Consider the following 19,361-nt stretch of genomic DNA (forward strand, 5'->3'; position numbering starts at 1 on the left):
GAGCACGCCCACACCGAAGAGCACGCCCACACCGAAGAGCACGCCCACACCGAAGAGCACGCCCACACCGAAGAGCACGCCGGTCATGACCAGCACTCCGGTCACGACCAGCACTCCGGCCGCGACGTGCACGCCGGCCACGACGAGCACTCCGGCCACATGGGCCACGCCGGTCACGGCGACCACGTCGGCCAGTTCCGGCGGCTGTTCTGGATCATGCTCGTGCTGGCGGTGCCGGTCGTCGCGTTCTCCGGCATGTTCGCGATGATCCTGGGCTACGAGCTGCCCGACGCCGCCTGGGTCACGGCGATCCCGCCGGTGCTCGGCACCGTCATGTACGTCTGGGGCGGCTCGCCGTTCCTCACCGGCGCCGTCTCCGAGCTGCGCTCCCGCAAGCCCGGGATGATGCTGCTGATCGGCCTCGCGATCACGGTCGCGTTCGTCGCGTCGCTGGGCGCCAGCCTGGGGCTGCTCGACCACCAGCTCGACTTCTGGTGGGAGCTGGCGCTCCTCATCGTGATCATGCTGCTGGGCCACTGGATCGAGATGCGCTCGCTCGCGCAGACGACGTCGGCCCTGGACTCGCTGGCGGCGCTGCTGCCGGACGAGGCCGAGCGGGTCGACGGTGACCAGGTCGTCAAGGTCGCGCCGGGCGACCTGGTGGTCGGCGACGTCGTCGTGGTGCGGCCGGGCGGGAGCGTCCCCGCCGACGGCCGCGTCGTCGACGGCCGGGCGGAGATGGACGAGTCCATGGTGACGGGGGAGTCACGCACCGTCCCGCGCGGCCCCGGCGAACCGGTGACCGCCGGCACGGTCGCCACCGACTCCGGCCTGCGCATCGAGGTGACCGCCACCGGCGACGACACAGCCCTGGCCGGCATCCAGCGGCTGGTCGCCGAGGCCCAGGCCTCGTCCTCGCGCGCGCAGCGCCTCGCCGACACCGCCGCGGGCTGGCTGTTCTGGTTCGCGCTGGGCGCCGCGGCGGTCACCGCCGTCGTCTGGTCGCTCGCCGGGCTGCCCGACGACGCCGTGATCCGCACCGTGACCGTGCTCGTCATCGCCTGCCCCCACGCCCTGGGCCTCGCGATCCCGCTCGTCGTGTCGATCGCCACCGAGCGCGCCGCCCGCGGCGGCGTGCTCGTCAAGGACCGACTGGCGCTGGAGAGCATGCGCACCGTCGACACCGTGCTGTTCGACAAGACCGGCACGCTGACCAAGGGCGAGCCCACGGTCGCCGACGTCCAGCCGGCCGACATCCAGCCCGCCGGCGAGTCCGGTGAGCCCGGCGAGCCCGGCCAGGGCAGCCTCGACGCCGGCACGCTGCTGGCGCTCGCAGCGGCCGCCGAGTCGGACAGCGAGCACCCGCTGGCCCGGGCGATCGTGCGGGCGGCGCAGGAGCGGGGTCTCACGGTCCCGCGTGCCACCGGGTTCGCGTCGTCGCCCGCCGTGGGTGTGACGGCGACCGTGGACGGCCACGAGGTCCGCGTCGGCGGGCCGCGCCTGCTGGAGGAGAACCGGCAGGACGAGCTGGCGGTGGCGCACGCCTGGCGCAAGGACGGCGCGATCATCCTGCACGTGCTGCGCGACGGCGTGGTGGCCGGCGCGATCAAGCTCGCCGACGAGGTGCGGGCCGAGTCCGCGGACGCCGTCCGTGCCCTGCACGACCGGGGCGTCCAGGTGGTCATGATCACCGGCGACGCCGAGGCCGTGGCCCGTTCGGTGGCCGACGAGCTCGGTGTGGACCGGTTCTTCGCCGGCGTCCGGCCGGAGGACAAGTCCGCCAAGGTGGCGCAGCTCCAGGCCGAGGGCCGCAAGGTCGCGATGGTCGGCGACGGCGTGAACGACGCCCCGGCGCTCGCCCAGGCCGACGTCGGCATCGCGATCGGTGCCGGCACCGACGTGGCCATCGCGTCCGCGGGCGTGATCCTCGCCAGCGACGACCCCCGGTCCGTGCTGTCCGTGATCGAGCTGTCGCGGGCCAGCTACCGCAAGATGAAGCAGAACCTGTGGTGGGCGGCCGGGTACAACCTGATCTCGGTGCCCCTGGCCGCGGGCGTGCTGGCGCCGATCGGCTTCGTGATGCCGATGTCCGCGGGCGCCGTGCTGATGTCGCTGTCGACCGTGGTCGTGGCGCTCAACGCCCAGCTCCTGCGCCGCCTCGACCTCCGTCCGGGACGGCAGTAGCAGCGGCGGGAGCTGCGAGAACGCCTGTTGACCTGGTCCGGTGCGCCGCCTAGCCTTCTGGGCGGCGCACCGGACCGACGTCGGCACCGGGCCGGACCCGGCACCGGACCGACGTCGGCACCGGGCCGGACCCGGCACCGGATCGACGTCGGCACCCGATCGAAGTCAAGGGAGACCTCGTGAAGCTCGTACCAGCGTTCCGTCCTGCTCTCCATCTGGTGACAGCGGTGTCAGCCGTTGCCCTCGTCGCGAGCGGCCTCGTCGTCGCCGGCAGCGCGACCGCCGCCCCGGCGGGCGGTACCGGCCCGGACCCGACGGGCGGGACGGCGTCGAGCTGGCGGGTGGAGGGCCCGCGCGGCTCGCACCTGGACGGGCTGCTGCGCCTGGACGCCGCCGGGCAGGTGGCGCTCGACGTGCTCGCCGACGGCGACACGGTGCTCTCGGCCACGCGGCTGGGCCTGCGGGGCAGCGACGGCGACCTGACCACCGGCCTGACGTTCGCCGGTCGGCAGGACCGCACGGTCTCGGACACCTACTCCATGAGCACCGGCAAGCGCGAGCGCCGCGGCTACACCCACCGGGAGTCGGTCTTCACGTTCGCCGACCCGGTGGGCGCACGGCTGCGGATCGCGGTCCGCGTGTCCGACGACGGCGTCGCCTACCGCTACCTGCTGGACGGGCCGGGCGAGCACCGGGTCGACGACGAGTCCGGCGCGTGGGAGCCGGCCGCGGACGGCCCGGCGTGGATGCAGCGCTCCTACGCCGTCAACTACGAGGCGGAGTGGAGCACCACGACCGCCGCGGCGGGCAACGGTTCCGGCAGCGTCGGGTACCCGGTGCTGTTCGGGCAGGGCGACCGGGACGTGCTGGTCACGGAGGCCGACCTGCACGGCGACTACTCGGGCTCGCACCTGACGCACGAGGCCGGCTCGCTGCGCTACGGCGTCGACCTCTTCGAGGGGCGCCCCGTCACCACGACCGGCGACCTGTCCACCCCGTGGCGGGTCGCGATCGTCGGTGACCTGGCCGGCGTCGTCGGCTCCACGCTGGTGGACGACCTCGCCACACCCGCCGCCCTGGACCCGGGCGCGGACTGGATCCGGCCCGGCCGGTCGAGCTGGAGCTGGCTGACCGACGGGAGCAGCCCGCGGGACGAGGCGCGCCAGCGGGACTTCGTCGACCTGTCCGCGCGCAACGGCTGGGAGTACGTGCTGCTCGACGAGGGCTGGGACGCGAGCTGGGTGCCGCGCACGGTCCGCTACGCGCACACCCGCGGCGTCGACGTGATCGTCTGGTTCCACAGCCGGGACCTGCGCACGCAGGAGCAGCGCGACGAGTGGCTGCCGCGGCTGAGGTCGTGGGGCGTGAGCGGCATCAAGGTGGACTTCATGGACTCCGACTCGCAGGAGATCCACCAGTGGTACGACGACGTGGCGCGCGACACCGCCCGGTACGAGCTGATGGTCAACTTCCACGGCGCCGCGCTGCCCACCGGCATGCAGCGCACCTGGCCGCACATCATGAGCTACGAGGCCGTGCGCGGCATGGAGAACGGGATCAGCCCCGAGCGCAGCCTCATCGTGCCGTTCACGCGCAACGTGCTGGCGTCGATGGACTTCACGCCCGTGGTGTTCTCCCGCGACAACGACAGGACGTCCAAGGCGCAGCAGGCCGCGATGGCGGTCGTCTACGAGTCGGGCTGGCAGCACATCTCGGACAAGCCCGAGGGGTACGACGACGAGCCGAACGCGCTGCCGTTCCTGCGGGACCTCCCCACGACCTGGGACGAGGTGCGGCTGCTCAGCGGCACGCCCGGGCGGGACGCGGTGCTCGCACGCCGCTCCGGGGACCGGTGGTTCGTGGGCGGCATGCGCGCGGGCTCCGGCGACCCGCTGCTGCTCCCGCTGGCGGGCCTGGCGCGGGGGTCCAAGGTGGTCGTCGACCTGCTGACGGACGACGGCGCGAACGGGTCGGCCACCGTGCACTCCACGGTGCGCACCACGGCCGCGGACACGCTGCGGATCCCGACGGCGGACAACGGCGGCTTCGTGGCCGTCGTGTGCGCGGCGACCGGGGGCCGGGAGTCGTGCCTGGACCCGGTCGAGGCGCGGCCGGACGCCACGATCACGGTCGACCCGGAGCAGGCCGACGTCGAGCCCGGCAGCACCGTGGCCGTGACGGCCGCGTTCGCGGTGGCGGACCGCGACGTCACGCGCGTGCGCCTGACGCCCGACCTGCCCACGGGCTGGTCCGCGGACCAGGGCACCCGCACCGTGGCGCGGCTCGCCGCCGGGCAGACCGCGCGCTTCACCTGGCAGGTCCGGGTGCCCGCCGACGGCGCGACGGGCACGTTCGAGGTGCCGGTCGACGTCGACTACCGGGCCGGCGGCGGCGACCACGTCGCCGCGAACCAGGCCACCCTGTGGGTCACGCCGCCCGCCCCGGCGGGGAACCCTTACGTCTCCGACCTCGACTGGACCGAGCAGAGCAACGGCTACGGCCCGGTCGAGCGCGATCGGTCCAACGGCGAGGCCGCAGGCGGTGACGGCGCGCCGCTGCGGATAGCGGGCACCACCTACGCCAAGGGCATCGGCATGCACGCGACCGGGTCGGTGACCGGGTGGCTCGGCGGCGCCTGCACGGCGTTGACGGCCGTGGTCGGGATCGACGACGAGGTGCTCGACAAGCCCGGTGACACCGGCGTCGGCTCCGTGCGGTTCGCCGTCTACGGCGACGGTGTGCTGCTCACCGAGACGCCGGTCCTGTCCAACGACGACGGCGGTGTGCCGCTCGACGTCGACGTCACCGGCGTGCGCCGCCTGCGCCTGGTCGCCGACGAGGGGCCGGACGGCAAGAACTTCGACCACGCCGACTGGGCCGACGCCCGCGTCGAGTGCGGGCAGGGCTGACGTTCAGCGAGTGTTCAGCCGGCCGCCGTGTGCGCTTCGCCCCGGCGGCCGGCCGCACCACCAGAGTCGGGTCCATGAACTCACGCATCCGTACCCGCGTCGGGGCCGTCGTCACCACGGCCGCGCTGGTGCTGTCCGGGGCCGTCGCCGTGGCCGGCGCGCAGGCCGAGTCCCAGGCCGACCTCCAGGCGGGCTCCGTTGCGGCGTCGGCCGCTCCGGCCGCGTTCGGCGGCGCGGGCCACGGCGGCGGCACCCCCGCCGAACGCGCCTACCGCGACCTGCTGGACCACGGCCCGGACGCCAAGGTCCTCACCGCGGCCCACCGCGCGCAGTGGCGCGCGGCCCCCGAGAACAGCGCCCCCGCGATCCTGGCCGCGTTCGCAGACGGCGCGGAGATCGTCGAGCTGGACGTCCAGCTCACCGCCGACGGCGTCCCCGTACTCATGCACGACACGACCGTGGACCGCACCACGAACGGGACCGGCCGCGTGGACAGCCTCACGCTGGAGCAGATCGAGGGCCTGCGGCTGCGCGAGGGCCTCGGCGGCGCGCAGGCCGCGCTCACCGACGAGCGGGTCCCCACGCTGGAGCAGGCGATGCGGCTCGCGAAGGACCGCGGCCTGGTCAACCTCGACAAGGGCTGGCCGTTCCGCGCGGAGATCTGGGACGTGCTGGTCGAGACGGGCACGGTCCGCAACGGCCTGTTCAAGTCGGACGCGCCCGTGGACCAGGTCCAGGAGTTCCGGGCCACGCACCGCGGCGCCGTCTACATGCACATGGTCACGGACGCGAACCTTGCGGACGTCGAGAAGTTCGGCGACGACCAGCCCGTGGCCTACGAGGTCAACTTCGACAGCACGGCCGACGCCGTCGCCCGCCGCCCGTTCCTGGACCGCGTCGCGAGCGGGAGCCGCGTCTGGAGCAACACGATGTGGAACGGGCTGTCCGAGCGGATGACCGACGAGGCGTCGCTGATCGACCCGCTGCGCGGCTGGCAGGCGCTGGTCGAGGGTTACCACACGACGATCTTCCAGACGGACGACGTCGAGAAGCTGGAGCGCTGGCTGCGCACGGGCGAGGGCGACCCGCTGCCGCGCGGCGCCGTCCGCGTCCAGGCGGAGGACTTCCTGCCCGGCGAGGGCGTCGGTTACCACGACCTGGAGCCCGCCAACCGCAGCAACCTGCAGATGCGCCCGGGCGAGGGTGTGGACATCCAGGACCTGGACGGGGCCGTCAGCCTCGGCTGGATGCGCGGCGGCGAGTGGCTCACCTACTCCGTCGAGGTGCCGAGGACCGGCGAGTACGAGGTCGCGGTGCGCGCGTCGTCGCCGTACTCGCCCGCCGGGACGTACACCGTGTCGTTCGACGACGGCGCGCCGAGCGCCCGGGTCGACGTCCGGAACACGACCAGCCACGCGAAGCAGGTGCTCCAGCCCAGTGGCGTCACGCAGCGCCTCACGAAGGGCACGCACACGCTGCGCATCGCCCTGCCTGAGGACGCGTACCAGAACTGGAACCTGGACCGCATCGAGCTCACCCCGGTCTCGCGCTGACGCGAAACCCCCCACGTGTCAGACGTACACGTCACCAGAGGGACCTGTACGTCTGACACGTGCGGCGCGGTGCTCGGGCGGGCCGTCGGATTGCATAGGCTTCGGACATGACGACACATCGACCGGAGCGGGGTGCGCCGTGGGTGGCCTGATGGGACTGCTGGACGACATCGCCGCGCTGGCAAAGCTCGCGGCGGCGTCCATCGACGACGTCGGCGCAGCCACGGGCCGTGCGACCGCCAAGGCGGCGGGCGTCGTCGTGGACGACACCGCCGTGACCCCGCAGTACCTGCGCAGCGTCGCGGCGCAGCGCGAGCTGCCGATCGTCAAGAAGATCGCGATCGGCTCGATCCGCAACAAGCTGATCTTCATCCTCCCGGCCGCGCTGCTGCTCAGCCAGTTCCTGCCGTGGCTGCTGCCGATCGTGCTGATGATCGGCGGCACGTACCTCGCCTACGAGGGCGCCGAGAAGATCTGGCACAAGATCTCCGGCCACAGCAAGGAGACGGTGCTCGCCACGGAGGTCAGCCCGGAGGCCGAGAAGAAGCTGGTTGCCGGCGCCATCCGCACCGACCTGATCCTGTCGGCCGAGATCATGGTGATCGCCCTGGACGAGGTGGCCGACGAGACCTTCTGGTCCCGGCTCCTCATCCTCGTCGTGGTCGCGTTCGTCATCACGATCATCGTCTACGGCGTCGTCGCGGCGATCGTGAAGATGGACGACGTCGGGCTGCGGCTCGCCGAGCGCGACTCCGGGTTCTCCCAGTCCCTGGGCCGCGGCCTGGTCAAGGCGATGCCGCGCGTGCTCGCCGTCATCTCCGTGGTCGGCACCGTCGCGATGCTCTGGGTGGGCGGGCACATCCTGCTCGTCAACCTCGGTGCGGACGGCACGGGCTGGATCCCCTGGCCCTACGAGTGGGTGCACCACCTCGAGGTGGTCATCCACGACGGCGCCGGGGCGCTCGGCGGCACCCTCGGCTGGCTGTTCAACACCCTCTGCTCGGCCGTGGTCGGCCTCGTGGTCGGCGCCGTCGTGGTGGCCGTGCTGCACCTGCTGCCGTCCCGGAAGAAGACGGCGGACGCCCCGGCGGCGCACTGACGTCAGGGGCGCACCGGGCTCAGGCGGCCGGGGTGCGTACCATCCCGAACTCGTTGCGGCGACGCAGCACGAACCCGAGGCTCTCGTAGAGCCGGATCGCGTTCGTGTTGCCCGCCGCGGCGTGCAGCATGGCCCGCGCGCCGCGCTCGCGGACGGCGTGCACGACGTCGAGCACCAGCCGCGTGGCCAGACCCTGGCCGCGGAACCGCTCGTCCGTGGCGACCGCGCTGATCTCGGTCCAGCCGGCGGGCCGCAGCCGCTCGCCGGCCATGGCCGCGAGCTCGCCGTCACGCCGGATGCCGACGTACCGGCCCATCTCGTGGGTGCGGGGCAGGAACGGCCCGGGCTTCGCACGGGACACGAGGTCCATCATCTCGGGGACGTCGGCGGCGCCCAGGACCACGGCCTCGGCGTCGGGCCTGCCCTGGACGCGCTCGGTCTCGACGAGCTGCACGCCGCCGAACACGTCGCCGCGCACCCAGCCGGCCGGCAGGGCGACGGACTCGGGCGGGGCGGGGAAGTCGGCGTCATACCCGACCAGGTCGACGATCGCGGCCCAGACGTCCGGGTCGTCCCAGGTGCGGACGGCGGCGAACGGCGAGACGTCCACGGGGTAGCGGCGGACGAGGTCCCCGCCCTCGGCGAGGTGGGCGTGCTCCCCGGCGAGCGACGACCAGGCGGCGTTGTCGAGCGCGGAGTAGTCGGGTGCCGAGGGGTCGGGTGCGGTGCCGCCGGAGGCGGCGTCGGTCAGGAGGCTCACGTCAATCACCAACTGGTGTCCGGCCGTGCGCATTCCGGCCCGACGCCGACCGCGGCCGCCCTCCCCTTCGAGGCCCGAGTTTCTCCTCTTTGACGCCGCTCAAAGCGGAGAAAACGTGGGTCTCGAAGGGGGGCGACGGGGGTGCCGCGGCGGGGCGGCTCAGCGTGCGGCCGGCGCGGACGGCTGGGCCGGCTGGGCCGGGGCCGGCTCGGTCTGTGCGGAGCGGGACGGCGCCGGGCCCCGGAAGATCGCGACGAGGTTGATCGTGAGCGCGACCGTGACCAGCCCGATCACGGGGACCAGCAGGTCGGCGTCCAGGTGCGGCCCGGTGGCCAGGAGACCCCAGCGGCCGACGGCGATGGCCCCGGCGAGCGCCGCCCACAGCGCCGTCTCCAGGGCGGGCAGCCACTCGCCGGCCCGGACGTGGAACCCGCTGGCCATGAGCGTGACGACGGCGAGCCCGGCCGCGGCCAGCGGCGTCGTCCACTCGAAAGCGCCCAGGAGCAGGGGCAGGACGAGCGCGAACGGCGCCACGAGCTCCGCCACGCCGGTCAGGACGACGATCGAACGGGGCAGGTCGTCGAACCCCGCCCAGCGGTCGATGCCGCGGCCTGCGATCTTGGGCAGCGCCGCGAACAGGAAGAACAGGGCGAGGACGATCTGTGCCGCCCACAGGGTGGTGGTGAGCATGATGCTCCTTCAGGTTCGTCGGACGGCGGTCTGCCGGCCGGGTGCGGACAGGACGAACGGGCGGTCGGGTGTGTGACGCCGTCACATCGCGGGGTGCCCGATCGTCGTGCGGGGCATGAGCGAAGCTGGACGCGAGCCCGCGCGCGGGCGGGAACCTGATGCGGGCGGTGCGTCCGGGGATGCCCGTGGTCGCGCGGCCGGACCCGACGCCGAGCGGGTCGCCGCGGCGTCGCGGGACGACCGTGCCTACCTGCTGGCCGTCGCACGGCGCATCCTGGCCGACCCCGCCGAGGCCGAGGACGTGGTGCAGGACGCGTTCGCGCGGCTGGCGACCCAGGACGTCGGCGGCATCCGCGACCTGCGCGGCTGGCTCGTCGTGGCGGTGCGGCGGCTCGCGCTGGACCGGATCGGGTCGGCGCACCGGCGCCTGTCCGCGCCGCAGGACCCGGCGGCCTGGAACTTCGGGTCCGGCACGGGGGTGCCGGGCCTGAGCCTGGGTGCGTCACCGGACCCGGCAGACCGGATCACCCTGGACGACGAGATCCGGCGCGCCCTGTCCGTCGTGCTCGACCGGCTGACGGCGGGCGAGCGCGCCGCGTTCCTGCTGCACGACGTGTTCGGGATCCCCTTCGAGAGCGTCGCGGAGACGGTCGGCCGCACCCCGGCCGCGTGCCGCCAGCTCGCCAGCCGGGCCCGGAGGGCGATCCGGGCGTCGCAGCCGACGGCGTCCGGGTCCGCCGGGTCGACGTCGGCAGCATCGGCATCCGGCGGTCCGACGTCGGCCGCGCACACGTCGATCGGTCCGGCGCCGACCGCACCGGCCGGGCACCGCGCCGACCCTCAGCTGCAGCGTGTGGTCGACACCTTCATCGCGGCCTGCGCCGGGGGAGACCTCGCGGCCCTGGTGCGGATCCTGCACCCCGAGGTCTCGGGCTGGGCGACCCTGCGCGGCGAGCGCGTCGGGTTCGACGTCGGCGCCGAGCGGGTGGCCGCCGGGTCCCTGCACTACCTGGGGCCGACGTCGGGCTGGACCCTGGCGCCCCTGCTCCTGGACGACGGGATGGCGCTCGTCGCGACGCGGGACGGCGCGCCCGTCGCCCTGATCCGCGTGCTCGTCGTGGACGGCCTGATCACGGCGATCCGCACGGTCCTGCTGCCCTGAGGTCGGCAGTTCGACCAGCGGAGTCGGCAGTCTGCACCGAGGTCGGCACAGGGATGTGCCGATCTCGGTGCAGAGTGCCGACCTCGGGGGCAGACTGCCGACCTCAGCACCAGGAGACCTCGCCTTGCGTTCGAGCGCGCTCGAATCCCTAACGTCGCCGCCATGACGACAGACAGTGCGACGACGACCAGCACAACCACCACCACGGTCACCAGCGGGGCCACCGCCGACACCAGGACCTGGCTCATCACCGGCGCGAGCTCCGGCCTCGGCCTCGCCCTGGCGGAGGCCGCGCTCCAGGCCGGGGAGCGGGTGGTCGGCACGGCGCGCCGGGCCGGCCGGTTCGGCGCGCTGCGGGCGCGGTACGGCGAGCGGCTGCTCGCGGTGGAGCACGACGTGCGGGACACGGCGGGGGCCGCCGCGGTCGTGGACCGGGCCCTGGACGCGTTCGGGCGGATCGACGTGCTGGTCAACAACGCCGGCGCGGGACAGGTGGGGACAGCCGAGGAGATTGGCGACGCCGCCCTGCGCGACATGCTCGACCAGCACCTGTTCGGTCCGGCGGCCTACGTGCGGGCGGTCCTGCCGCACCTGCGGGCGCGCGGCACGGGCGCGATCGTGCAGATGAGCAGCCAGGGCGGGCGCATGTCGTTCCCCGCGGTGGGCAGCTACTCGGCCGGGAAGTTCGCGCTGGAGGGCTGGTCCGAGGCGCTCGCCGGCGAGGTCGCCCCGTTCGGCGTCCGCGTGCTGATCGTGGAGCCCAGCCGGTTCCGGACGGCGTTCAACGCGGCCGGCGTGCTCCGCACCGCGGCCGCCGACCCCGCCTATGACGACGTGGCCGGCGCGGTCCGCGCGAACATGGCCGAGGCTCACGGCAGTCAGGAGGGCGACCCGGCCCGCGCCGCCGCCGTCGTCCGCCAGGTGCTGGACGCCGCGGACGCGCCGCTGCGCCTGCCGCTCGGCGCGGAGGCGGTCCGCAACCTGCGGCGCGCGTACGCCTACGCGGCGGACGACGTCGAGAAGTGGGCCGGTGCGTCCGAGTCCGCGGACTTCCCGGGCGTGCCCCCGGCCGTGCGAGCCTTCTGATGACCCGCACCCCGGGCCGCCTAGGCTGGTGGGCATGGCGACGGACGACCTGATGTCGCGGGCCCTGGCGGCGCTGGGGGAGGACGGCGCGCCGTCGGCCGACGTCATCCACGCCCTCGCGGACGCGGACGCGGTGCCCGGACCCCTGCCGATCGCCGAGGCCGCCGCCTACCTCGACGTCTCGCCGCACACGCTGCGGTACTACGAGCGCGCGGGCCTGGTCGAGGTGGGCCGGGACGCCGCCGGGTACCGCCTGTACGACGCCGCGGCGCTGCGCCGCCTCGTCTTCGTCACCCGGATGCGGCTGTCGGGCATGCCGATGCGCGACGTGCAGCACTACATCGCCCTCGCGGACGCCGGCAAGGAGACCGAGCCGGAGCGCCTCGACCTCCTGCTGGAGCACCGCGACACCATCCGGCGCCGGATCCGGGAGCTGAACCTCTCGCTGGCGGCCACGGAGTACAAGATCGCCACCTACGGCGGTGCCACGGGTCCGGACGTCACGGACCCGGACGTCACGGACCCGGACGTCCAGGACGACTAGCTCGGTCACGAGCGGCCCACCCGTCGCCGCGATCCCCTTTGAGGCCCGGGTTTCTTCGCTTTGAACGGTCCCAAAGCGAAGAAACCCGGGCCTCAAAGCGAATGCCCGGCGGGCCTGGCCGTCCGGCCGCCCGTCAGGCCTGCCGCGGCTCCGCGCTCGACCGGCGGGCCCGGAGCACCGCCGGCGACTCGTACCGCACCGACTCCGTGCGCCCCGCCAGCCGTTCCAGCAGCAGCCGCACCGCCTCGCGACCGAGGGTGATGCCGCTCTGGTCCACGCTGGTGAGCGAGACGAGGGGGTGTCGCGCGATCGGCACGTCGTCGTAACCGACCACCGACACGTCGCGCGCGTCGAGCCCGGCCTCCGCGACCGCGCTCAGCACGCCGACGGCCAGGGTGTCGTTGCCCGCGAAGATCGCGGTCGGGCGGTCGGGGGAGTCCAGGAGCGCGCGGGTGGCCGCATGGGCCTCCGAGCCGTCGAACATCGTGTGGATCACCTGCGGCTCCAGCCCGGCGGCGGTCATGCGCTCGCGGTAGACGGCGGTGCGCACCACGTGGGGCTCGGCGCCGGCCTGGCCCGCCCACGGCGGCTCCGGCCGGGACGGGTGGATGGTCAGGTGCACGATGCGCCGGTGGCCGAGGTCGAACAGGTGCGACATGACCTGCTCGGCGCCGGCGCGGTCGTCGCCGGTGATCGTGTCGTAGCGGTCGGACCGGTCGTGCCGCCCGATCATCACCAGCGGCGTGCGCTCGGCGACCCGTTCCAGCCACGCGGGGTCCACCCGGGGCGCGATGGCCACGATGCCGTCGACCTGGCGGTCGGCGAGGCTGTTGATCGCCACGTCGCCCTTCTGGTCCCGCCCGAGCGGGGCGATGATCATCTGGTACGGGGTGTCCGCGAGCGCCTCCGTCGCGCCGTCGACGATCATCGTCAGGAAGTCGTTGCCCACCTGGGGGATCTCGAACCCGAGCGTGAAGCTCGCCCCGCGCATGGCCCGCGCGGCGACGCGCGGTCGGTACTCCAGCCGCTCGATGGCGGCGGTGACCTGGGCCCGCATGTGCTCGCTGACGCCGTAGGCGTTCCGGATCACCTTGGAGACCGCGGCCCGGGAGACGCCGGCCTCACGGGCGACGTCCTGGATCGTCGAGGGGCGGGGTCCGGGCTCCGCGGTGGGCCCCACCGCCGGGGAGGGCGGCGGCGGTGCCGGAGACGGTGCGGCGTCCGGCCTGGTCTCTGCTGAGGTCACGACTGTGTTCCCGATTCTGTAGATCGGTTGACACTCTACAGGGCCCTCGCTAGCGTGAACCCGCTGAAAGGATTCATTCGAGGGAGTGTAGATCGCTCTACGATCCTTTCGCTCTACAAGGAGGTAGAGAGATGTCCCGAGCAACTCGTCATCGCGTGGCGGTGGCCGCAGCGGCTGTCCCGCTGCTGGCCCTGGCCGGCTGCTCGTCGTCCGGCGACGACGGCGGAACCACCGAGATCACGTTCCTCACGACCAACGACGCGCCGAACCCCGAGACCGCGGACGCCCTGATCGAGGCCTTCGAGGCCGAGCACCCCGACATCTCGGTCAGCGTCGAGATCCGGCCGGGCGGCACCGAGGGCGACAACCTGATCAAGACCCGGCTGTCGACGGGGGAGATGGCCGACGTCTTCTTCTACAACTCGGGCTCCCTGCTGCAGGCGCTCAACCCGGACTCGACGCTGGTCGAGCTGGGCGACCAGGAGTGGGTCGGCTCGCTCACCGAGGAGTTCGTCCCCGTCGTGAGCACCGACAACGGGATCTACGGCGCGCCCCTGGGCGCCTCGTTCGCGGGCGGCGTCGTCTACAACAAGCGGGTCTACGAAGACCTCGGGCTCACCGTCCCCGAGACCTGGGACGAGTTCATGGCGAACAACGAGACGATCGCCGCCGAGGGCGACGGTGTGGCCCCGGTCATCCAGACCTACGGCGAGACCTGGACCAGCCAGCTCTTCGTGCTCGGCGACTTCGCCAACGTGACCGCCGTCGACCCCGAGTGGGCCGAGCAGTACACGGCGCACCAGCGGTTCTACGCCGACGAGCCCGCGCTGCTGGGGTTCCAGCACCAGCAGGAGGTGGCGGAGGAGGGCTTCTTCAACGAGGACTTCCCGTCCGCGACGTTCCCGGACGGCGCCCGGATGGTCGCCGAGGGCGAGGGCGCGCACTACCCGATGCTGTCGAACGTGATCCAGACGATCCTGCAGAACACGCCGGACGCGGTGGACGACATCGGCTTCTTCGCGCTCCCCGCGACGGACGCGGAGAACACCCAGGCGACGATCTGGCAGCCGAACGCCGTCTACATCCCCCGGTCCACGGAGGGCGCCGAGCTCGAGGCGGCCAAGGAGTTCGTCGCGTTCGTCAACAGCGACGCCGGGTGCGACATCCAGAACGAGCTGCTCCCGCCCGCCGGGCCGTACGCGGGCACCTGCGAGGTGCTGGACTCCGCCCCAGCGCTGCTCGACGACATCCAGGCGTACTTCGACGCCGGGAAGACCGCCAACGCCCTGGAGTTCATCTCGCCCGTCAAGGGGCCGAACCTGGAGCAGGCCACCGTCGAGGTGGGTTCGGGCATCCGCACCGCGGAGGACGCCGCCGCCTTCTACGACCAGGACGTCGAGAAGCAGGCCAAGCAGCTGGGCCTCGAGGGTTGGTGATGTCCGCCACCACCGAGGTGCGGGCCGCCGGACGACGTCGGACGACGGCCCGCACCTCCCTGACCCAGCGCGCCACCTACCCGTCGTGGTTCTACCTGCCGGCCGGCGTGCTCTACCTGATCTTCTTCGCGGTGCCCACGTTCGCGTCGTTCTGGTTCAGCCTCACGCGCTGGACCCTGTTCGACACCGAGTTCATCGGCCTGGAGAACTACATCCAGTTCTTCTCGGAGCCCCAGCTCTCGCGGGGGTTCGTGAACACGCTCGTCTACGGGTTCGTGACCTCGGGCGCCAAGGTGGTGCTCGGGCTGGCGCTGGCGGTGCTGCTCACCTCGCAGCTCGTGGGCCGTGGCTACCTGCGCTCCGTGGTGTTCTTCCCGGTGCTGGTCTCCACGATCGGCGTCGGCATCACCTTCACCGCCCTGCTCGACCCGTTCGACGGGGTGGTCAACACCGTGCTCGCCGCGTTCGGGATCGAGGGGCCCGGATGGTTCACCGACCCGAGCACGGCTCTGCTGACGATCGCGGCCGTGGACGTCTGGAAGGGGCTCGGCATCGCCACGCTCATCTACATCGCCGGCATCGTCGCCATCCCGCAGGAGTACTACGAGGCCGCGCGGGTCGACGGCGCGGGCCGCTGGCAGCAGTTCCGTTCCATCACGCTGCCCCTGGTCCAGCCGGCCACGGCGACCGTCATCATCCTGTCGCTCATCGGCGGCCTGCGGTCGTTCGACCTGATCTGGGCGACCACGGGCGGCGGCCCCGGGTTCACCAGCGACGTCATCGCGTCCGTCATCTACAAGCAGTACCAGGCCGGTTTCTACGGGCTGTCCACCGCGGGGAACGTCATCCTGTTCCTCGTTGTGACGGCGATCATGGTGCCGCTCTCGATGCTGCTCAACCGCAAGGAGGTCGAGCGATGAGGCGCGCCGGGTCCTGGGCCACGGGCATCGCGGCCGTCGCCGTGTCGGCGGTGGTGTTCCTCGTGCCGTTCGTGTTCATCTTCCTCACGGCGTCGAAGGACGCGTCGTCCGCCTCGCGGCTGGAGTTCTCCCTGCCGGAGGACTGGGCGTTCGTCGAGAACCTGAGCGAGGTGCTCGCCACGCGCGACGGCATCGTGGTGCGAGCCTTCGTCAACAGCACGGTCCTGACCGTTGTCAGCGTCGCGATCATGGTGATCCTCGCGGCGATGGTCGGCTACCTGCTGCAACGGCGGCAGTCACGCCTCAACCCGGTGGTCAACTTCTTCGTGCTGGCGGGACTCATCGTGCCGCCCGCCGTGGTGCCGACGATCTGGGTGCTGCAGGGGATCGGGCTGTTCAAGACCATGCCCGGCCTGATCCTCGTCGAGGCGACGTTCGGCCTCTCGTTCTGCATCCTGCTGTTCCGCGCGTTCGTCGCGACCATCCCCCGCGAGCTCGACGAGGCGGCGGTCATCGACGGCGCCGGGCCCCTGCGGCTGTTCTTCGCCGTCATCCTGCCGCTGCTGCGGCCCGTGATCATCACGATCGTCGTGGTGCAGGCGGTCAACGTGTTCAACGACTTCACCAACCCCCTGTACTTCCTGCCGGGGGACGAGAACGCGACCGTGCAGCTCACGCTCTACAACTTCCAGAGCCAGATGGTCAGCCAGTTCAACCTGCTGTTCATGGACATCCTGCTGATCACGGTGCCGCCGCTGGTCATGTACATCTTCTTCAACCGCCAGATCGTGGCCGGCATGACGTCCGGCGCGGTCAAGGGCTGAAAGGGGCCACCGATGGAGACCCACCACACCGATACCCCGACCGCCGGCGGCGCGACCCGCGTCCGCGAGGTGCGGATCGAGCGCCGGACCGACGGCGCCTACGCCGACACCCCGACCCCGCGCCTGAGCTGGACCGTCGGGTCCGACGTGCCCGGCTGGCGGCAGGCGGGCGCCGAGCTGCGGCTCGACGGCGACCAGGTGCGCACCCTGGAGACCGACGAGTCGCGGTTCGTGCCCTGGCCGTTCGACCCGCTGGCGCCGCACGCGCGGCACACGCTGGAGGTGCGGGTCACCGGCACGGACGGCGGTACCTCGCCGTGGAGCGAGCCCGTCACCGTGCGCAGCGTCTTCCTGGCCGACGGCGAGTGGGCGGCCGCCTTCGTCGGCCTCGCCGATCCACCCGACGACGCCACGCCCGGCCTCCTGCGCACCGAGCTCGACCTGCCCGGCGACGTCGTCCGCGCCACCCTCCACGCGTCCGCGCACGGCGTCTACCAGGTCGAGATCAACGGCCAGGACGTGGACGACGCCGTGCTCAAGCCCGGCTGGACCGCCTACCAGCACCGCCTGGTGCACGAGGCCACCGACGTCACCGCGCTGCTGCGGACCGGCGCCAACGCCGTCGGCATCCGGTTGGCCGGCGGGTGGTGGACCGAGCACTACGGCTTCCACGGCGCCGCCCGGACCTTCTACGGCGAGCAGCCCGCCGCGGCCGTGCAGCTCCACGTCGAGCTCGCCGACGGGACCACCCGGGTGCTGACCACCGGGCCGGACTGGCGCGGGGCGGCGGCCGGGCCGGTCGTGGCCAGCGGCATCTACGCGGGCGAGCGGGTCGACGCCGGCCGCGCCGTCCCCGGCTGGAGCCTGCCCGGCTTCGACGACACGGCGTGGGCGCCGGTGCGCGTGGACACGTCCGACGTCGTGCCCGAACCCGCGATCGCCGAACCCGTGCGGCGGGTCGACGAGGTGGCGGTCCGCGACGTGATCACCACGCCCTCGGGGCGCACGGTGCTCGACTTCGGGCAGAACCTCGTCGGCCGCCTCCGCGTGCGCGTGACGGGGGAGCCGGGGCAGGTGATCACGCTCCGGCACGCCGAGGTGCTGGAGCACGGCGAGCTCGGCGTCCGCCCGCTGCGCCACGCCGCGGCCACCGACCATCTCGTGCTCTCCGGCGGCGAGGACGCCTTCGAGCCCGAGTTCACCTTCCACGGCTTCCGGTACGCCGAGGTGGACGGTTGGCCCGGCGAGCTCGACGCCGACACCGCCCGCGCGGCGATCACCGCCATCGTGATCAGCAGCGACATGCGCCGCACCGGATGGTTCGAGAGCTCCGACGAGCGCGTGAACCGGCTGCACGAGAACGTCGTGCAGGGCATGCGCGGCAACTTCGTCTCCCTGCCCACCGACTGCCCCCAGCGCGACGAGCGCCTCGGCTGGACCGGCGACATCCAGGTCTTCGGGCCCACCGCGAGCTACCTCTTCGACAGCGATGCCTTCCTGGCCTCCTGGCTGCGCGACGTCGCCGCCGAGCAGGCCGACCGCGGCGGCGTCTGCCCCGTCGTCGTGCCGTTCGTGCTGCCCTTCGGGTCCAAGCCCGCCGCCGCCTGGGGCGACGCCGCCACGGTGGTGCCCACGACCCTGCTCGAACGGTTCGCCGACCGGCGGGCGCTCGTGGAGCAGTACCCGTCCATGCGGGCGTGGGCCGACGTGCTGCTGGACCTGTCCGGGGAGCGGCTGCTCTGGGAGGGCATGTTCCAGTTCGGCGACTGGCTCGACCCGGACGCGCCGCCGGACGACCCGGCGGGCGCCAAGACGGATCCCGACATCGTGGCCAGCGCGTACCTCGTGCGCTCGCTGCAGCTCGTCACCGCGGCGGCGGAGGAGCTGGGCGACACCGAGGGCGCCGAGCGGTACGGCGACCTCGCCGAGCGGGCGCGGCAGGCCTGGGTGGCCGAGTACACGACGCCGGCCGGCCGGATCGTCTCCGACGCCCAGACCGCGTACGCGCTGGCCGTCGTCTTCGACCTCGTGGACGGCGCGACCCGGGCCGTGATGGGCGACCGGCTGGCCTGGCTCGTGCGCCGGGCCGGCTACCGCATCGGCACCGGGTTCGTGGGCACGCCGATCATCCAGGACGCGCTCACGGTCACCGGGCACGCCGATGTCGCCGCCCGGCTGCTGCTCCAGACCGGCGTCCCGTCCTGGCTGTACGCGGTGACGATGGGCGCCACCACGGTCTGGGAGCGGTGGGACAGCATGCTGCCGGACGGCAGCATCAACCCCGGGGAGATGACGTCGTTCAACCACTACGCCTTCGGGGCCGTGGCGGACTGGCTGCACCGCACCATGGCGGGGCTCGCCCCGGACTCGCCCGGCTACCGGCGGCTGCGGATCGCGCCCGTGCCGATCGCGGGCCTGGACCACGCCGCGACGCGGTTCGAGACGCCCTACGGCCTCGCGGAGGCGGGCTGGGCGGCGCGGGACGGGCAGATCGTGGTGCACGCGGTGGTGCCGCCGAACGCGTCGGCGGTGGTGGTGCTGCCGGGCGGCTCCGACGAGATCGGGGTGGGCGCCGGGCGGCACGAGTGGATCGTGCCCGACCCGCGCGACCGGTCCGTCCCGCCGCCGGTCACGCTGGACTCGACGCTCGGCGCCGTCGCCGACGACCCGGAGGCGTTCGCGACGGTGCTGGCCGCCGTCGAGGCCGCGGACACCGGGCAGACCGGTGCCCTGCGCTCGCTCAAGGAGTGGACCGACCAGCGCACCCTGGAGGAGGAGCTGGTGCGGCTGCCGTCGGGGGCGCTCGACCAGGTGCGGACCGCGCTCGACGAGCTCAACGCCCGGCGCGGTGCGGTCGTGGCGGGGTAGCGGGGTCGGCAGTCTGCGCCGCAGAGTCGGCAGTCTGCATCGAGGCCGGCACAGCGATGTGCCGACCTCGATGCAAGCTG

The 19,361-nt window shown here is 73.1% G+C and carries 14 protein-coding genes; 11 read left to right on the forward strand and 3 right to left on the reverse strand.

The window, feature by feature from the left end; translation table 11 throughout:
• From QRN56_RS14575 to QRN56_RS14590, 4 genes are all read left to right on the forward strand, one after another.
• Nucleotides 1-2,184: heavy metal translocating P-type ATPase (locus QRN56_RS14575; RefSeq protein WP_502928804.1), on the forward strand; the 2,184-nt coding region annotated here is incomplete at its 5' end.
• 227 nt (nt 2,185-2,411) lie between these two features.
• Entirely contained in the window at nt 2,412-5,093 is a 2,682-nt protein-coding gene (locus QRN56_RS14580) for an NPCBM/NEW2 domain-containing protein (protein WP_285104411.1), read from the forward strand.
• Nucleotides 5,094-5,167: 74 nt separating this feature from the next.
• On the forward strand, nt 5,168-6,646 hold the full coding sequence (locus tag QRN56_RS14585) for a glycerophosphodiester phosphodiesterase family protein (RefSeq protein ID WP_285104413.1): 1,479 nt from the start codon (nt 5,168-5,170) through the stop codon (nt 6,644-6,646).
• Between the two features lie 151 nt (nt 6,647-6,797).
• On the forward strand, nt 6,798-7,745 hold the full coding sequence (locus tag QRN56_RS14590; protein ID WP_285104415.1) for a DUF808 domain-containing protein: 948 nt from the start codon (nt 6,798-6,800) through the stop codon (nt 7,743-7,745).
• A gap of 19 nt (nt 7,746-7,764) precedes the next feature.
• On the opposite strand, the gene QRN56_RS14595 is transcribed toward QRN56_RS14590, so the two are convergent.
• Together QRN56_RS14595 and QRN56_RS14600 are read right to left on the reverse strand one after the other, a co-directional pair.
• Entirely contained in the window at nt 7,765-8,505 is a 741-nt protein-coding gene (locus tag QRN56_RS14595; RefSeq protein WP_502928805.1) for a GNAT family N-acetyltransferase, read from the reverse strand.
• A 159-nt stretch (nt 8,506-8,664) separates the two neighbouring features.
• A complete protein-coding gene (locus tag QRN56_RS14600; RefSeq protein ID WP_285104417.1) occupies nt 8,665-9,195 on the reverse strand; it encodes a DoxX family protein in 531 nt (176 codons plus the stop codon).
• Nucleotides 9,196-9,310: 115 nt separating this feature from the next.
• Here QRN56_RS14600 and QRN56_RS14605 point away from each other — a divergent pair, with 115 nt between their 5' ends.
• The 3 genes from QRN56_RS14605 (at nt 9,311) to QRN56_RS14615 (ending at nt 11,987) form a co-directional block, all read left to right on the forward strand.
• Nucleotides 9,311-10,357: a sigma-70 family RNA polymerase sigma factor gene (locus QRN56_RS14605; protein ID WP_285104419.1), complete on the forward strand. Its 1,047-nt coding sequence runs from the start codon at nt 9,311-9,313 to the stop codon at nt 10,355-10,357.
• A 162-nt stretch (nt 10,358-10,519) separates the two neighbouring features.
• On the forward strand, nt 10,520-11,443 hold the full coding sequence (locus QRN56_RS14610; RefSeq protein ID WP_285104421.1) for an SDR family NAD(P)-dependent oxidoreductase: 924 nt from the start codon (nt 10,520-10,522) through the stop codon (nt 11,441-11,443).
• 34 nt (nt 11,444-11,477) lie between these two features.
• Nucleotides 11,478-11,987: a MerR family transcriptional regulator gene (locus QRN56_RS14615; protein WP_285104423.1), complete on the forward strand. Its 510-nt coding sequence runs from the start codon at nt 11,478-11,480 to the stop codon at nt 11,985-11,987.
• Between the two features lie 133 nt (nt 11,988-12,120).
• On the opposite strand, the gene QRN56_RS14620 is transcribed toward QRN56_RS14615, so the two are convergent.
• Nucleotides 12,121-13,233 (reverse strand): LacI family DNA-binding transcriptional regulator, encoded by a 1,113-nt coding sequence (locus tag QRN56_RS14620; protein WP_285104425.1) that lies wholly within the window; start codon nt 13,231-13,233, stop codon nt 12,121-12,123.
• A 131-nt stretch (nt 13,234-13,364) separates the two neighbouring features.
• On the opposite strand from QRN56_RS14620, the gene QRN56_RS14625 reads away from it, so the two are divergent.
• From QRN56_RS14625 to QRN56_RS14640, 4 genes are read left to right on the forward strand one after another with little or no spacing between them, the layout of a single operon-like run.
• On the forward strand, nt 13,365-14,669 hold the full coding sequence (locus tag QRN56_RS14625; protein WP_285104428.1) for an ABC transporter substrate-binding protein: 1,305 nt from the start codon (nt 13,365-13,367) through the stop codon (nt 14,667-14,669).
• Nucleotides 14,669-15,589 carry a carbohydrate ABC transporter permease gene (locus tag QRN56_RS14630; RefSeq protein ID WP_502928806.1) on the forward strand — a complete coding sequence of 307 codons (921 nt, stop codon included), beginning with the start codon at nt 14,669-14,671 and terminating at the stop codon, nt 15,587-15,589. The genes QRN56_RS14625 and QRN56_RS14630 overlap by 1 nt, the downstream gene beginning before the upstream one ends.
• Nucleotides 15,586-16,413, forward strand: a complete 828-nt coding sequence (locus QRN56_RS14635; RefSeq protein WP_285104432.1) for a carbohydrate ABC transporter permease — start codon at nt 15,586-15,588, stop codon at nt 16,411-16,413. Before QRN56_RS14630 ends, QRN56_RS14635 begins: the two co-directional genes overlap by 4 nt.
• A gap of 12 nt (nt 16,414-16,425) precedes the next feature.
• Entirely contained in the window at nt 16,426-19,281 is a 2,856-nt protein-coding gene (locus tag QRN56_RS14640; protein WP_285104434.1) for an alpha-L-rhamnosidase, read from the forward strand.
• Nucleotides 19,282-19,361 lie beyond the last annotated feature (80 nt).

The organism is Promicromonospora sp. MEB111 (assembly GCF_030209445.1).
Classification (GTDB): domain Bacteria; phylum Actinomycetota; class Actinomycetes; order Actinomycetales; family Cellulomonadaceae; genus Promicromonospora.

Bases quoted from the DNA above. Each gene is read 5' to 3' on its own strand.
- QRN56_RS14590 (WP_285104415.1), top strand. From the start codon at position 6,798: ATGGGACTGCTGGACGACATCGCCGCGCTGGCAAAGCTCGCGGCGGCG.
- QRN56_RS14635 (WP_285104432.1), top strand. From the start codon at position 15,586: ATGAGGCGCGCCGGGTCCTGGGCCACGGGCATCGCGGCCGTCGCCGTG.
- QRN56_RS14615 (WP_285104423.1), top strand. From the start codon at position 11,478: ATGGCGACGGACGACCTGATGTCGCGGGCCCTGGCGGCGCTGGGGGAG.
- QRN56_RS14625 (WP_285104428.1), top strand. From the start codon at position 13,365: ATGTCCCGAGCAACTCGTCATCGCGTGGCGGTGGCCGCAGCGGCTGTC.
- QRN56_RS14630 (WP_502928806.1), top strand. From the start codon at position 14,669: ATGTCCGCCACCACCGAGGTGCGGGCCGCCGGACGACGTCGGACGACG.
- QRN56_RS14600 (WP_285104417.1), bottom strand. From the start codon at position 9,195: ATGCTCACCACCACCCTGTGGGCGGCACAGATCGTCCTCGCCCTGTTC.
- QRN56_RS14610 (WP_285104421.1), top strand. From the start codon at position 10,520: ATGACGACAGACAGTGCGACGACGACCAGCACAACCACCACCACGGTC.
- QRN56_RS14585 (WP_285104413.1), top strand. From the start codon at position 5,168: ATGAACTCACGCATCCGTACCCGCGTCGGGGCCGTCGTCACCACGGCC.
- QRN56_RS14640 (WP_285104434.1), top strand. From the start codon at position 16,426: ATGGAGACCCACCACACCGATACCCCGACCGCCGGCGGCGCGACCCGC.
- QRN56_RS14605 (WP_285104419.1), top strand. From the start codon at position 9,311: ATGAGCGAAGCTGGACGCGAGCCCGCGCGCGGGCGGGAACCTGATGCG.